General features: G+C 50.2%; 16 protein-coding genes. 3 read left to right on the top strand and 13 right to left on the bottom strand.

Annotated elements, in window-relative coordinates:
* Window positions 1–246: hypothetical protein (locus tag F456_RS24685; RefSeq protein ID WP_026293972.1), on the top strand; the 246-nt coding region annotated here is incomplete at its 5' end.
* Between the two features lie 404 nt (window positions 247–650).
* On the opposite strand, the gene F456_RS0118315 is transcribed toward F456_RS24685, so the two are convergent.
* Entirely contained in the window at window positions 651–1,193 is a 543-nt protein-coding gene (locus F456_RS0118315) for a hypothetical protein (protein WP_018978508.1), read from the bottom strand.
* A gap of 104 nt (window positions 1,194–1,297) precedes the next feature.
* On the opposite strand from F456_RS0118315, the gene F456_RS0118310 reads away from it, so the two are divergent.
* Window positions 1,298–1,897, top strand: coding sequence for a TetR/AcrR family transcriptional regulator (locus tag F456_RS0118310; RefSeq protein ID WP_026293971.1), 600 nt, complete (start codon window positions 1,298–1,300; stop codon window positions 1,895–1,897).
* Window positions 1,898–2,014: 117 nt separating this feature from the next.
* On the opposite strand, the gene lysS is transcribed toward F456_RS0118310, so the two are convergent.
* The 10 genes from lysS to cysK form a co-directional block, all read right to left on the bottom strand.
* On the bottom strand, window positions 2,015–3,526 hold the full coding sequence (lysS, locus tag F456_RS0118305; protein WP_018978506.1) for a lysine--tRNA ligase: 1,512 nt from the start codon (window positions 3,524–3,526) through the stop codon (window positions 2,015–2,017).
* A gap of 247 nt (window positions 3,527–3,773) precedes the next feature.
* Entirely contained in the window at window positions 3,774–4,250 is a 477-nt protein-coding gene (gene greA, locus F456_RS0118300; protein WP_018978505.1) for a transcription elongation factor GreA, read from the bottom strand.
* A 430-nt stretch (window positions 4,251–4,680) separates the two neighbouring features.
* A complete protein-coding gene (dusB, locus tag F456_RS0118295; protein ID WP_018978504.1) occupies window positions 4,681–5,673 on the bottom strand; it encodes a tRNA dihydrouridine synthase DusB in 993 nt (330 codons plus the stop codon).
* 100 nt (window positions 5,674–5,773) lie between these two features.
* Complete coding sequence (folK, locus tag F456_RS22990) at window positions 5,774–6,310, bottom strand: 2-amino-4-hydroxy-6-hydroxymethyldihydropteridine diphosphokinase (protein ID WP_040925369.1); 537 nt, start codon at window positions 6,308–6,310, stop codon at window positions 5,774–5,776.
* Entirely contained in the window at window positions 6,276–6,683 is a 408-nt protein-coding gene (folB, locus tag F456_RS0118285) for a dihydroneopterin aldolase (protein ID WP_018978502.1), read from the bottom strand. Before folB ends, folK begins: the two co-directional genes overlap by 35 nt.
* Window positions 6,684–6,818: 135 nt before the next feature.
* Window positions 6,819–7,685, bottom strand: coding sequence for a dihydropteroate synthase (gene folP / locus F456_RS22985; protein ID WP_018978501.1), 867 nt, complete (start codon window positions 7,683–7,685; stop codon window positions 6,819–6,821).
* Entirely contained in the window at window positions 7,682–8,578 is an 897-nt protein-coding gene (locus tag F456_RS0118275) for an aminotransferase class IV (RefSeq protein WP_018978500.1), read from the bottom strand. Before F456_RS0118275 ends, folP begins: the two co-directional genes overlap by 4 nt.
* Window positions 8,575–9,162, bottom strand: a complete 588-nt coding sequence (locus tag F456_RS0118270) for an anthranilate synthase component II (RefSeq protein ID WP_018978499.1) — start codon at window positions 9,160–9,162, stop codon at window positions 8,575–8,577. The genes F456_RS0118275 and F456_RS0118270 overlap by 4 nt, the downstream gene beginning before the upstream one ends.
* On the bottom strand, window positions 9,159–10,754 hold the full coding sequence (locus F456_RS0118265) for an anthranilate synthase component I family protein (RefSeq protein WP_040925375.1): 1,596 nt from the start codon (window positions 10,752–10,754) through the stop codon (window positions 9,159–9,161). Before F456_RS0118265 ends, F456_RS0118270 begins: the two co-directional genes overlap by 4 nt.
* A gap of 214 nt (window positions 10,755–10,968) precedes the next feature.
* Window positions 10,969–11,907 (bottom strand): cysteine synthase A, encoded by a 939-nt coding sequence (cysK, locus tag F456_RS0118260; protein WP_018978497.1) that lies wholly within the window; start codon window positions 11,905–11,907, stop codon window positions 10,969–10,971.
* A gap of 337 nt (window positions 11,908–12,244) precedes the next feature.
* Between cysK and F456_RS24575 the strand changes: the two genes are divergently transcribed.
* Window positions 12,245–12,394 carry a hypothetical protein gene (locus F456_RS24575; protein WP_018978496.1) on the top strand — a complete coding sequence of 50 codons (150 nt, stop codon included), beginning with the start codon at window positions 12,245–12,247 and terminating at the stop codon, window positions 12,392–12,394.
* 112 nt (window positions 12,395–12,506) lie between these two features.
* Here the strand turns inward: F456_RS24575 and hslO are convergent, their stop codons facing one another.
* Together hslO and F456_RS0118245 are read right to left on the bottom strand one after the other, a co-directional pair.
* Window positions 12,507–13,430, bottom strand: coding sequence for an Hsp33 family molecular chaperone HslO (gene hslO / locus F456_RS0118250; protein ID WP_018978495.1), 924 nt, complete (start codon window positions 13,428–13,430; stop codon window positions 12,507–12,509).
* A gap of 121 nt (window positions 13,431–13,551) precedes the next feature.
* On the bottom strand, window positions 13,552–14,328 hold the full coding sequence (locus F456_RS0118245; protein ID WP_018978494.1) for a type III pantothenate kinase: 777 nt from the start codon (window positions 14,326–14,328) through the stop codon (window positions 13,552–13,554).
* Window positions 14,329–14,426 lie beyond the last annotated feature (98 nt).

Below are 14,426 nucleotides of genomic sequence, written 5' to 3'. Positions count from 1 at the left end.
AGGATCAAACTCTCCATTAAGTTGCGAATACTTTCGCAACCGCGACTTCATTGCCTGACCCCTTCGGGCAAGAGCAATGAACCAAGCGATTACTTGATCTTCGCTATTAAAGAAAGCACCATGTGCTCGTTAAAACGTGGCGGGAATTTTCATTCCCTATATTCACTCGAACCGTCCAAGATCAAAGGCAAAGCCTTCTCGCTTGTCGCGGTTCCTCAAATCACTATGCCCGGCTGGGTTAAGTGATTCTCGTTACTCACTGTTCAGTTTTCAAAGAACAAACTGTGTAATGCTTGTTTCCGCCGGTCAACCATTGTCTCGCAGCAGCAACTCTTATATATTAGCATGTTCGCTTTCGTTTTGCAAGTCTTTTTTAAAATCTTTTTTTCAGCTTCTTGCGAAGCGTCTATTCCGATTCTATTCTGTACCTGCTCACTTGTCCGAACCGCTCAGGCGCTCTCTCAAGGCCGTTCCTAGAATATATCATGCTGAAGCAAGCTATGCAAGCATTATTTTAAAAAAACAAAGGAATGACTGAAACGCTGATTAGTTCCTTCTATTAGAGCTTCGTACCTTCATACTCCCATACCTTGGTATCTTCTTATTTTGCTCGTCTTCTCATCCCTCTCTTCGAAAGGAAGTCTCTCCTTTTATAACCTGCGAGCTTCTTTCCTTGGCCAAAGACTGTAACTGAAGCTGATGATGAAGTCGATTCCCAATATCATGGCCCAGCGTACAATCCATAATCTTAGAGCCTCCGCTCTATCCATATCACCGATTAACAGAATCATAATGCCGAGCAGTGTACTTCCTACTGTCCAGGCCAACAAATGTCGATACCACTCTCCCCGCTGCAAAGCCGCATGCTTCATTCCTGTTTTCGGTTTTTTCTCGGGTTTTGGACCTCCGGCAAAGCGATAAGCAAACTGCTCGTCCGCCCACTTGATCATCCGATGCCCATAGGCAGCCGTTACCCCGATATATACTGCCGCTAGTCCATGCATGAAACCGACTTCTGCTCCTCTCCGGATATCTATGACTGTCGCCGCAAGCAGTACAAGATCTATTATTGGCGTCAGCAGCAGCAAAAAAGCACCGAGCTGTTTCTTCTTTAATATGTAACGTGCTATCAGTCCGACAAATACAACAATCCAAAATCCAATTTCACACGCTATAATCAACCAGCCAATCATTTTATCCCTCCTTTTTTAAAAGACAATGTTTATATGTTTTTATAATAGCACGGTCGTGTTAAAAAGAATAGTTTTTTCAAGTACAAATGTGTTATAATTTTTTTATGCCAAAAATCGTTGATCATGAACAACAAAAAATTAAAGTTGCCGAAGCGGCTTGGAGGATTATTCGTCGCTCGGGTATTGAGAATGCTTCGGTTCGCAATGTTGCTCAGGAAACCGGCATATCACCAGGATCCATGCGCCATTATTTTTCTACTCAAGCCGAGTTGTTTTCGTTTTCCATGAATCTGGTGTCGGAACGGGTAAACAAACGAATCTTTGCGCTTTCTTTTGAACGCCCCGTACCGGAAGTTGCCAGAGACGTTCTGCGGGAACTTGTACCACTAAACGAAGAAACCCGTTCAGAGATGGAAGTCTGGCTTGCTTTCACATCCAAATCGATGTCGGAGCCTTCGCTTCGCGATCACGCAGATCGTGTCTATAAAGAAATGAAGGAAACCATGACACGTATTGTGCAAGCTTTGGTGGATTACGGGTTTGCTTCCCAATCACTGGATGTAGAAGGAGAAGCCCTACGGATGCAAATGTTCGTTGACGGAGTGGCCCTACATGGACTGCTGTACCCGGATCGTATGCCGCCTTCTTCCATGGAGCAGATGCTGGATCACTATCTCGACTCTCTGTGCAAAAAACAAACTTAAATACGCGGCGAAAACCTGCAGTTAAATCCTTCATTCGTAAAGGAGGAAAGAAAAAAGAGAAGGCGCAAAAGCGCCTTCTCTTTTTATATGGAACCATTATGATAAATTCCAGGTGCTTTACAGGTTCCGCATGTGTGGGAACAGAAGGACATCGCGAATCGACGGAGCATTGGTCAGCAGCATAACCAGACGGTCGATGCCGATACCCAGACCGCCGGTAGGCGGCATACCGAATTCCAGCGCGCGGATAAAATCTTCGTCCATCTCATGCGCTTCATCGTTTCCGTGCTCTTTCTCACGCAGCTGTGCTTCAAAACGTTCGCGCTGATCGATCGGATCGTTCAGCTCGCTGAATGCATTCGCATGCTCACGTGCTACGATAAACAATTCGAACCGGTCGGTAAAGCGAGGATCCTGATCATTTTTCTTTGCCAGCGGCGAAATTTCAAGCGGGTGTCCGGTAACAAACGTCGGCTGAATCAGCGTCTCTTCGACAAAGTGCTCGAAGAAAGCATTCAGGATATGACCAAACGTCATATGCTTCTCAACCGGTACCTTGTGTTCTTTCGCCAAAGCGTGAGCTTCTTCACTCGTCATATGCACGCTGAAGTCTACTCCCGTTACTTCTTTGACTGCATCTACCATCGACACACGACGCCACTGCGGTTTCAGATCGATCTGTTGGCCTTGATATTCGATCATCGTCGTACCAAGCACTTCTTGAGCAATATGAGCGACCATATTTTCTACCAGGCTCATGATGTCTTTGTAATCTGCATAAGCTTCATACAGCTCAATCATCGTGAACTCCGGATTATGACGCGTCGATGTTCCTTCGTTGCGGTAAACACGACCGATCTCATACACCTTCTCCATTCCGCCTACAATCAGACGCTTCAAATGCAGCTCAATAGCGATCCGCATATAAAGCTCCATATCGAGGGCGTTGTGGTGAGTAATGAACGGACGTGCAGCAGCGCCACCTGCGATCGAATGCAGTGTCGGCGTCTCCACTTCGAGATAACCCAACGAATCCAAGTAACGGCGCATTGATTGAATGATCCGCGAACGCAGAATGAATGTCTGCTGAACTTCAGGATTTACAATCATGTCGACATAACGCTGACGATAACGCAGTTCTACGTCTTTCAGTCCATGATACTTGTCCGGCAGCGGCTGTAGGGATTTGCTCAGAACGGTCAGTTCCGCTACTTTGACTGTCGTTTCCCCGGTCTTCGTCTTGAACACTGTTCCGCGTACACCAACGATGTCACCGAGATCGAGGATCGAGAACGCATTGTACTGCTCTTCCGGCACACTATCCTTACGTACATACAATTGGATACGGCCTGTCAGATCCTGAATATGCGCGAAGCTGGCTTTACCCATTGTCCGCTTAGCCATGATCCGGCCTGCCAGACGTACCTCAATCGCTTTTTCTTCCAGCTCGTCTTTGTCCATACTATCGTATTTGGCAACAATGCCCGCCGCCGTTTCGCTGCGTTCAAACTTGGCGCCAAACGGGTCGATGCCGAGTTCCTTTAATTCACCCAGTTTTTCCCGGCGTACCTTGAGCAGTTCACTCAGTTCGACTTCCTGGTTTTCCTGGTTTGTATTTTCTTCAGACACGTGTGTTTCAGCTCCTGTCCTTGGCGATCGCCCGCATTATCTTGCCGTGCTGGCTCCGCTTGTCGTCAACCTATATTATCGTTCCAAATCGTCCGGTTCGTCAACCGCGAAAGCCGCTTTCTATCCCAGAAAGAAGCTGTCGGAGAGAACCTCATCAAAAAAGCTCCCGCAGCTGCTTCGGCATCAGCCAAAACGGTCGCGGAAGCTTACGAGACCGCAGATGCTCCCTTGCATCTACGGAATCGGGTTATTTTTTGATGTCGATGATTTTGTACTGAATGGTGCCGGCAGGAACATTGACATCGACCGTCGCTCCTCTTGACTTGCCGAGCAGTGCCATGCCAACCGGACTTTCATTGGAGATGCGGTTCTCAAGCGGATTGGATTCTGCCGAACCAACAATCGTGTATTCCATTTCTTCACCGAATTCCAGATCTTTTACCTGAACGGTCGAACCTACGCTTACCGCGTCGGTACCGATTTCGTCAGCATTGATAATGCGCGCATTACGCAGCATTTTCTCCAACGTAATCACTCGACCTTCAATAAAGGCCTGTTCATTTTTGGCATCTTCGTACTCGGAGTTCTCACTGATATCTCCGTAGCCGATTGCCACTTTGATCCGTTCCGCAACTTCACGGCGCTTCACGGATTTTAGATTCTCAAGCTCGTCTTCCAGCTTCTTAAGCCCGTCCTGGGTGAGAATGACCTCTTTATCGCTCATCTGTACCGATTCTCCTGTCATGTGAATAGTAGATTTTCGCACTCTCACATCCGGTTAATTACGAAATCCCTGTAAAGACGGCAACGGCAAAATAGAAACGATCACGCTCTTCAAGCAATAAACGTGTTCCGCTTCTCGCTTAAGAAATATAATAACAGGCAGCCAAGGCTGAAGCCGTTATATCTTTATGAACGTCAGTGTCCTGTTCTGTACACCGTTCGTATCTATTAAATGCCGAATCCAGGCAAAGCGGAATATTCCGTATTTTGGAATTTATGCTGCTGAGGCGAATTTTATACTGACAAATTATAGGGGAAGCCTTATGAAAAGTCAATGTGTTTCCCTGCTAAATTGTAACCGTTTTATAAACATAGAAAAAGGGCGGTTTTCCGACCTCTCAGATGTTGGCTAAATGTTCCACGGGGATCAATTAAGCTTCCACGGCAACCAGATCAGGCAGGCTGGTGATATAGTCGTTCAGAATACGCACCATTTCGTCACGGCGCGTTCCCTCCATAATCGAATCTTTGATACTGGCCGACCCTTTCAATCCTTTAAGGTACCAAGACAGATGTTTGCGCATTTCGCGCACAGCTACGTCTTCGCCCCTCAGCGCGATCAGTCGATCCATATGAAGAACCGCAATACGGATCTTTTCTTCGGGTGCCGGATCTGCGAGAAGTTCGCCAGTCTCCAGATAATGAATAGTGCTGTACAGCATCCAAGGATTGCCCAGTGCTCCGCGTCCAATCATGACTCCGTCGCATCCGGCTGTTTCCAACATACGCTTGGCGTCTTCCGGGGTAAGGACGTCACCATTGCCGATAACCGGAATCTTGACGGATTCTTTCGCCAGCTTGATCCAGCTCCAATCAGCATGGCCGGTATACAGCTGTTCACGCGTACGTCCATGAACACTGATGGCACTGGCGCCGGCCGCTTCGGCCGCCTTAGCGTTCTCTTCGATAAAGATGTGCTCGCTGTCCCAGCCAATCCGCATTTTGACCGTTACCGGCTTTTGAACGGCTGCGGTAACAGCGGAGACCATTTCGTAAATTTTCTCGGGATTCAGCAGCCAACGGGCACCGGCATCACACTTGGTCACCTTAGGTACCGGGCATCCCATGTTAATGTCGATAATGTCTGCATTCGTGTCCTGATCGACTACCTTGGCCGCTTCAACAAGCGTCTTTCGGTCGCCGCCGAAAATTTGCAGACTGAGCGGCTTTTCTCGCTCGTCGACGAACAGCATTTCGCGCGTACGCTTGTTGCCGTTAAGAATCGCTTTGTCGCTAACCATTTCCGCGCATACCAAACCTGTACCAAATTCTTTAGCGATCAGACGGAAAGCGGGATTGCAGACACCAGCCATTGGGGCCAATACGACACGATTCTTCAGTTCAATATTGCCGATCTTCAGCATAAGAGATCACCTCAATGATAGGAAAAATAAATACATTTGACAGGGCTAAAAACAACTTTTCCCGCCGGCAGAACCGTAAGCCATGCCCGGCGGGAAATATTTATGGGAAAAGCGGACCGCCGTAACGAACGATACCCGAAGCTTCGCCCAGTTCAATCAATGAATTGTCCACCAGCAGACGCAGACCCGATGGTTCGTCCTGCGGTACTACATCATCCAACGGAATCAGCACGAAAAACCGTTCATGCATTCGCGGATGCGGAAGCGTCAGTTCTTCACTGGAAATCGCCAGTCCGTCCATCCATAGAAGATCCAAATCGGCGGTACGCGGACCAAAGCGAATATCTCTTACCCGGCCAAGACGATTCTCGACATTCTGCATGACGCTAAGCAGTTTGTCCGGCGGAAGCGCTGTACGCAATGCCGCGGCCATATTCAGAAAAGGCGGTTGATCGGCATATCCGACCGGATCCGTCTCGTACAGATCCGAGGCGCGCAGCACCTCGATCTCCGGATGCTCATTTAGCATCCGCAGCGCTTCACGCAGCGTCTCCTCGCGTCGGCCAAGATTGGCCCCCAATGCAATATAAGCCTCTGATCGCTCAGAGGTTAAATTCCGGGTTGTGTCCTTTTTCATGGTTGTGGTCTCTCTTTCGGCTCCGGCGAATCTCTACCGTAACGCCCTCAAAATGGATATCAAACGGAGGATGCGGCTTGGTAACCTTAACTGTCGCCGCTTCCACCCTAGTATACGTGCGGAGCACTGCCGATGCAATACGTTCGGCGAGCGTTTCAATCAATTTGACCGACTCGCCTTCTACTACATTTTTAACCGTTTCATGCACTTCCGCATAATTGACGGCTTGTTCCAGATCGTCTGTCAATCCAGCGGCCGAAAGATCAAGTTCCAATTCCAATCCTACATAGAATCGTTGGCCAAGACGGCGTTCTTCTTCAAATACCCCATGCCGGCCATAATACTCCATACGGGAAATAATCATTTTATCCATCAGCGCACCGCCTTTTTTAAAAATTGTTCTTCATGAGCGTGAACCGGTACTTCCCAGCGTTAGAACCGCCGCTTATAAAATGACAGTTCTGAGGCTGGAAAGATTTTTCCGGCTCATGATCCTAGCAAAATCAGCTTATGCAAGAGCTTCGTAGGAACGACCTGGCTCCATATACAGCATTGCGTCGCACATTGTTACAGTACGCTTGATCGAAGCAACATCATGCACTCGTACAATCTGACAGCCTTCCGCAATACCAAATGCAACGGTAGCCGCAGTACCTTCCAGAACATCGTCTACCGGTAGATCAAGTACATCACGGATAAATCGTTTACGCGATGTACCGAGCAGAACCGGGAAGCCCAGTTCGACCAGACGGCCAAGCTGAGTCATCATCCGCAGATTTTCTTCGCCGTTCTTGGCGAAGCCGATTCCGGGATCAAGAATAATATTCGAATCCAATACACCTGCCGCTCGGGCAATCTGCACGCTCTCCATCAGGTCGGAAGCCACATCGGCAAGCAGGTCGGTATAGTTCGAGTCTGGCCGATTGTGCGTCAAGATAACCGGGCATCCGGCTTCCGCAGCAACCTGCGCCATGCGTGTATCCGCTTTGCAGCCCCAAACATCGTTAATGATATGTGCGCCGGCCGCCAATGACTGACGGGCAACTTCGGCTTTATATGTATCGACGGACAATGGAGTATCCGGCAGTTCCTGCCGCAGCGCCTCAATCACAGGCAGTATGCGTGATAGCTCTTCATCCAGCGAGACAGGATCGGCGCCCGGGCGGGTCGATTCGCCTCCAATGTCGATTAGATCGGCTCCGGCCAGCACCATCTCGCGAGCGTGAGCGACTGCTGCCTTCACATCGACATAGCGGCCTCCATCCGAGAAAGAATCGGGCGTTGTATTCAAAATCCCCATAATGCGAGTGGCACGACCGAGGTCCAGCCGAACGCTGTCCCAAGAATAATGCCGGATATGAAGGGTTGGCTTCATGTTGCGTTCCCCGTTTCTTTCGTATAGTGGCCATACTTCTCCATCAGCTGAACGGTCAGAGGACCCGGTCGGTTTCTGCCGACAGCGATTTCCAAACCGTCCGGATATCGAATGGAACGGACCGGGACAATTCCCTGAACCGAACCAGTAAGAAAAACTTCGTCCGCTCTGTCGAGCTCTTCCGAAAGATAAAAGCCTTCTTCCGTAGGAATACCTGCTTCCGCGGCCAATTCAAGTACAAAAGCCCTTGTGATTCCGGGTAAGATACCTGTACCTACAGCAGGCGTGAACAGCTTGTTTTCGGTAATAAAAAATAGATTGCTGACAATACCCTCAGCCGCGTAACCTTCCCGAGTCAGCATTAGCCCTTCCGCACCCTGCGCTCCGGAAATGCCGGCAAGTTCACGGCGGCCCAAAATGCCATTCATATAATGGAGTGATTTCAGCCGCTCTGTCCCTTCCGGCGTATTGCGGCGGGTACGAAGGATTTGCAGCATACGTCCTTCATTATACCAGGCTGCCGGAGTCTCCGGCAGCGATTTGACATAGATAATTCGACAAGGCTGCTCGTAGAGCGGTGCTGACGGCAGACCCAGTTCATCCTCGCCTGCCGTCAGCGTCAAACGAATATAAGCATCCGAGAGTCCGTTAGCTTCCAGCAGGGCAGCAATTTCCGAGCGCAGTGCGGCAGCATCAATATTCCATCTGATGCCCAATTGGGCGGCTCCCCGCTGCATCCGCTCCAGATGGCGCTCAAACAGAAATGGCTTTCCATTGTAAGTCCGGAACGTCTCAAACAATCCCATGCCGTACATTAAGCCGTGATCCATAACGGACACCGCTGCTGCGGCCGCTTCCACAATGACGCCGTTTAATCCGATATAGCTGCTCATGGATGAACAGCCGCTTCACGACTGCGATTCAGAAAACGGGCAAGCATCAGATGCCCATGCTCCGTCACGATCGATTCAGGATGGAATTGAACGCCTTCGATAGAATATTCTCGATGCCGAAGCCCCATAATTTCGCCTTCCGCTGTCCAAGCCGTTACTTCCAGGCAATCGGGCAGGCTCTCGGCTTCCACCACAAGCGAATGATAACGTGCCGCCGTCAGCGGTGAAGAAAGCTCTTCGAACACGGAAGTACCGTTATGGAGTACCGACGATGTCTTACCGTGCATCAGACGCTCTGCCCGAACGACACGACCTCCGAACGCTTGTCCGATTGCCTGATGGCCGAGGCAGACACCGAGAATAGGAATTTCCCCTGCAAATGTACGGATGACATCAAGTGTAATTCCCGCTTCATTCGGTGTGCAGGGGCCAGGAGATAATAAAATGTGGTCGGGTGCAAGCTCGCGTATTCCCGCCGGATCAATCTCGTCATTGCGGCGCACAATTACTTCTTCTCCGAGTTCTCCGAGATACTGTACCAAGTTGTAAGTGAACGAATCATAGTTGTCGATAACCAGAATCAATGGGAAATTCCCTCCTCGGCTTCGGCGGCAAATTCTGCGCACCATACGGCGCGGCCTACGGATCTTGCCTTGTTATGGCACTCGCGATACTCCCGATATGGATCGGAATCAATCACAATTCCAGCTCCGGCCTGCATATGTCCCAAGCCATTCTGGACAACGAGAGTACGAATAATAATATTTAATTCCATATTCCCATTGTAGTCAATCCAGCCCATGGAGCCGGTATAAGGCCCGCGTCTGACCGGCTCCAGTTCCTCGACGATCTGCATGGTACGTACTTTCGGCGCACCGGTGATCGTGCCGCCAGGGAATACGCCGGCAATAACGTCATATGCTGTCCTGCCCGGCGCAAGATCGGCTTCCACCTGGGAAACCAGGTGCATAACGTGCGCATAGCGCTCGATCGTCATCAGTTCGGGTACGACCACGGAACCGTAAGAAGCAACCCGCCCCAAATCATTGCGCTGAAGATCAACGAGCATAATATGCTCGGCCTGTTCTTTTTCGCTGCCGGTCAGTTCCTCCGCCATACGCTGATCTTCTTCGGCAGAAGAACCTCGCCGCCGTGTTCCGGCAATTGGTCTTGCGGCCAAGCGTCCGTCTTCCAGTCGCACCAACAGTTCAGGCGAACCCGATACGAGCTGAAACTCCGGAAAGCGCAGCAGTCCCATATATGGTGATGGATTCACCAGCCTCATCCATTCGTAGATATGCTCAGGCGAAGCTTTAAGCTTTCGCTCTTTGCGCAGCGACAGATTGACTTGAAATACGTCCCCGCTGCGGATATATTCCTGGATGCGAAGCACCGCTTCCTGGAAAGCCTCCTGTCCGAATGACGTCTCGAAGCCATCTACATCGCTGCGTCCATCCATATGCCGCTCCGCCTCTTCTACAATCATCTGTCTGCGTGCTGCGTTCCATGGAAGCTCTGCGCTTTCGAACATATGCCAGTGCTTCAGCATCTGCTCGGCTTCTTCCGCTGCACGTTGGTAAGCTGCGCTCCATTCCGATTCTGTATCAGAATCCGGCAGCTCGCCGGCCGGAACCGACACTGAAGCATATACCGCTTGTTCTTCATGATCCAGAATCCACAGCTGCCGCAGCCGCATAAATGCATAATCCGGCAGCCCTGAGCGGGCTAGATCATCGTCAGCCATTTCCGGCAGCTTTTCCAGCGAACGCGCTACATCGTACGCAAGGAAACCGACCGCTCCTCCGCAGAACTTGAGTGTACCTGGCACCTTGGGCGACAAATGCGGCTCCATCCAGCTGCGAAGAACTTCAAGCGGCGAGCCTCCTTTGTGCTGCGAATCCCCCTGATTCGTCTGTCCGGATACATTCTCCGTCCGCTGCCCAAAATCGGTAATGACTGCTTCTTCGCCTCTTCCCCGGATTACCGATTCGGCGTCCAGTCCAAGAAAGGTATAGCGCCCTTCTTTTCCGCTCTCCAACACAAAAGCATAAGGCGATGCCTCGCTCCAAGCTTTCAACCATGATTCAGGTCGATTTTTCAATTTACTGCGCAATATATAAGGGAAGCGGGTATATCCCTGCTTCGCCCAATCCGTCCACTGTATAAGGGATGTCATGATCTCGCTCAAGCTGTACGCACTCCTTCAGGTCCATGTTCAAACATACCGGGTTCGATTTTCGTCCATTATACGATGAAGGTACGGATTACGGTAGCAGGAAAACAAATCGTCTTCCTTTCAAAGGATAACCGGATTTTTAATGACTCCAAAAAAAGCCCCCAGCCAATGCAATTGCACAGGACGGGGGCTTGCGGAAAAAAGATTTAGACAATTATGCTTCGAAGTTGTACAGCGGCGTGCTCAGGTAGCGTTCGCCGTTGCTCGGTACGACTACAACGACTCGTTTGCCTTTGCCAAGTTCCTTGGCTACCTTAAGTGCTGCAAAGATAGCGGCACCCGACGAAATACCGGACAGAATGCCTTCCTGCTTCGCTACATTGCGCGCTGTTTCGAATGCTTCATCGTTCTCCACGTGGATGATTTCATCGTAGATATTCTGGTTCAGGATATCCGGCACGAAGTTTGCACCAATCCCCTGGATTTTGTGCGGGCCCGGCTTACCGCCGGCGAGAATTGGAGACGCCGCAGGTTCAACCGCATAAATTTTCACTTCCGGGAAACTTGTTTTGAGCACTTCGCCAGCACCGGAGATCGTTCCGCCCGTACCAATCCCTGCAACAAATGCATCCAACGAACCACCGACCGACTGAATGGCTTCAACAATTTCCGGTCCTGTCGTTTCACGGTGAATTTTCACGTTCGCTTCATTCTTGAATTGCTCCGCCATGAAGAAATCCGGGTTTTCCTTCAGCAGCTCTTCCGCTTTGCGTACTGCCCCGTTCATGCCTTCCGCTCCCGGTGTCAGCACCAGTTCCGCTCCATAGGCACGCAGTAAGTTGCGGCGTTCTACACTCATCGTTTCCGGCATGACGATTACGGCTTTGTACCCTTTCGCTGCCGCTACCATGGCCAGACCGATTCCTGTGTTGCCGCTTGTCGCTTCAATGATCGTGCCGCCCGGCTTCAGACGTCCGTCAGCTTCGGCGGTCTCCACCATACTGATGGCAATACGGTCTTTGACGCTGGCTCCCGGGTTCTGATATTCCAGTTTTACATAAATTTCTGCACTGTCTTCCGGAACAATCCGGTTCAAGCGAACAAGCGGTGTATCTCCGATCAGATCCGTGATGCTGTTAACGACTTTGGCCATGGTAAATCCTCCTTCGGAATGGGTAAACTTTTACAAAAATCGGCTCCGACTCTGTATGCCGCATAAACCGCCGCACAACAAGCCGATACTGCCGAGACTTAATCCGAGTAGAAAAGTAGGGTTTTAACTTCCTTTATCTTAGCAAATCCGTAGGCCGGCTGTCAACGAACACCGGGCCATTGGCAAATCACACTTTGTATGCTTCTTTGCGTGCTTCTTTCTTCTCCTGCCTGTTCCCTGCTATCGAATTCGTTTCGGATCCAAAACAGAGGGTAATTTTGAGTAAGCTAAGAAGAATAGGAACTTTATCCGTACACTTCTAAAGGAGGATGACAACATGATACGGAAAAACACACTGCTTGGAGTCGCTGTCGGTCTGGGAGCTGCCTATCTGCTTCGCAACAAAGATTCTCGCAGCAAGTTAATGAGTCAGATTCAATCGATGGGGCGCAAGGAAGACAAAATAAGCAACAGCACCGTGATTTGATGAATAAACAAACATGATATAGAAATGAATTTTTAAAAAAGCCGTTCCCCTATGAGGAAACGGCTTTTTGCTGCTGTATATCAGACTTTCAAACCGTTGTCTTCTCAGCTTATTAGCCGCGAGTCTGTTCCAAAATCTGTTCCAGATCTTCGCGTTCGAACTGGTAAGCTTCATTGCAGAAATGGCAGACGACTTCCGCTACACCCTGCTCTTCAATAATCGCTTCGATCTCTTCGGAACCTAGACTGATCAGTGTACGTTCAACACGTTCCCTAGAACATTCACAGCGGAATACAATATCCAACGATTCCTGAATATCCACGTCCGGCAGTACCCACTTGATCAACTCTTCCGGCGACAAGCCCTGATCGATCAGTGCGGAAACAGGCGGAAGCGATGAAATAGCCTGCTCGATCGCGTCGATTTCGTCGTCCGACAGACCCGGCAGCAGCTGTACGATAAGACCGCCGGCACTTATAACGGAATTATCCGGCGAGACGAGCACGCCAATACCGACTGCCGAAGGCGTCTGTTCCGATGCTGCAAAATAGTAAGTAAAGTCTTCGCCCAACTCGCCCGAAACGATCGGTACGCTGCCGCGATACGGCTCTTTCATGCCCAAATCTTTAGTCACATATAGGAACCCTTCCGTACCTACCGCACCTGCTACATCCAGCTTACCCATTGCATTGCTTGGCAGGTGGACATGCGGATGATCAACATAACCGCGAACTTCACCCTTGGCATTGGCATCGGCGACGATCTGACCCAATGGTCCACTGCCTTTCACTTGAATGGTCAGTTTCTCTTCGCCCTTCAACATGGCCCCCATCATAGCGGCTGTTGTCAAGGTCCGGCCCAATGCGGCCGTTGCGGTCGGGTACGTATCATGCCGACGGCGCAGCTCCTCGACCAACTTCGTGCTGCGTACCGAAAATGCACGGACTTTGCCTTTCAGCGCCGTACCTCTAACAAGGTAATCGCGTTCCTCTGTATTTTCGGAATCGCCATTGTTCATATTCTCCAAATTTTCCATCAGTCGTTTCCTCCATTCTATCTGCCGTTGGCAGTAGATGTTTTTGGTCTATCTTTCACTTCGCAAAAAAGCTTCGGCCCGCGCAATGCGGAGCCGATGCATATTCAAATCCGTTTTGTCCTTACGTTCTGGCCAATCGGTTGCGTTCGTAAATCAAACGCAGTCCTTCGAGCGTCAGCATCGGATTGACCTCACGGACCGATTCGGTCTCTGCACAGATTAACGGAGCCATACCTCCGGTTGCCACAACCTTAAGCTCCGTATTCATCTCCTGCCGAATGCGCTTGACGATCCCGTCTACCTGTCCGGCATATCCGTAGATGATCCCGGCCTGCATAGCATGTACGGTATTTCGTCCAATAACCTTTTTAGGCTTCTCAAGTTCAATTCTCGGCAGTTTGGAAGCCCGCTGATACAGCGCCTCAGTAGAGATACCGATTCCCGGCACAATGGCTCCTCCCAGATAGTTGCCTTGACCGTCGATACAGTCAAAAGTCGTAGCCGTACCAAAATCGACGACAACAAGCGGTCCGCCATACAGCTCGACTGCTGCCACAGCATTAACGATTCGATCGGCTCCGATCTCTCTCGGATTTTCATAACGCAGATTCAGCCCTGTTTTGATTCCCGGGCCAACAATCAGCGGTATTTTTTTCAAATAGGCGCGGCACATTTGTTCAATGACGCTGACAATTGGCGGTACGACAGAAGAAATCATGACTCCTTCAATCTTGTCCGCATCTACTTTCGACATTCGGAACAGATTATAAATCATTACCCCATACTCGTCGCTTGTCGCCTGCCGACTGGTACTAATCCGAAAATGATGCAGCAGATCCGTTCCTTTATACACGCCGAGTACGATATTACTGTTGCCGATGTCCACTACAAGAATCACGAGGTTGTTACCCTCCTTTGCGTTCGTTCGGGCCGGTTACGACTGCGATGTGCCGAACAAATCGGCCGACCGAATAAGAGGCGGCCTGACCGCCTGAC

The organism is Saccharibacillus kuerlensis DSM 22868 (assembly GCF_000378145.1).
Taxonomy (GTDB): domain Bacteria; phylum Bacillota; class Bacilli; order Paenibacillales; family Paenibacillaceae; genus Saccharibacillus; species Saccharibacillus kuerlensis.
The sequence above is the reverse complement of the archived record's forward strand: the minus strand, read 5'-3'. Positions and strand labels throughout refer to the sequence as shown.

What these genes read in the sequence shown, in the direction of transcription:
- F456_RS0118275 (WP_018978500.1), bottom strand. Translation starts at nt 8,578, where the DNA reads ATGAGCAGCTATATCGGATTAAACGGCGTCATTGTGGAAGCGGCCGCA.
- greA (WP_018978505.1), bottom strand. Translation starts at nt 4,250, where the DNA reads ATGAGCGATAAAGAGGTCATTCTCACCCAGGACGGGCTTAAGAAGCTG.
- hslO (WP_018978495.1), bottom strand. Translation starts at nt 13,430, where the DNA reads ATGGAAAATTTGGAGAATATGAACAATGGCGATTCCGAAAATACAGAG.
- folK (WP_040925369.1), bottom strand. Translation starts at nt 6,310, where the DNA reads ATGAAAAAGGACACAACCCGGAATTTAACCTCTGAGCGATCAGAGGCT.
- folB (WP_018978502.1), bottom strand. Translation starts at nt 6,683, where the DNA reads ATGGATAAAATGATTATTTCCCGTATGGAGTATTATGGCCGGCATGGG.
- cysK (WP_018978497.1), bottom strand. Translation starts at nt 11,907, where the DNA reads ATGGCCAAAGTCGTTAACAGCATCACGGATCTGATCGGAGATACACCG.
- F456_RS0118265 (WP_040925375.1), bottom strand. Translation starts at nt 10,754, where the DNA reads ATGACATCCCTTATACAGTGGACGGATTGGGCGAAGCAGGGATATACC.
- folP (WP_018978501.1), bottom strand. Translation starts at nt 7,685, where the DNA reads ATGAAGCCAACCCTTCATATCCGGCATTATTCTTGGGACAGCGTTCGG.
- F456_RS0118310 (WP_026293971.1), top strand. Translation starts at nt 1,298, where the DNA reads ATGCCAAAAATCGTTGATCATGAACAACAAAAAATTAAAGTTGCCGAA.
- F456_RS24575 (WP_018978496.1), top strand. Translation starts at nt 12,245, where the DNA reads ATGATACGGAAAAACACACTGCTTGGAGTCGCTGTCGGTCTGGGAGCT.
- F456_RS0118315 (WP_018978508.1), bottom strand. Translation starts at nt 1,193, where the DNA reads ATGATTGGCTGGTTGATTATAGCGTGTGAAATTGGATTTTGGATTGTT.
- dusB (WP_018978504.1), bottom strand. Translation starts at nt 5,673, where the DNA reads ATGCTGAAGATCGGCAATATTGAACTGAAGAATCGTGTCGTATTGGCC.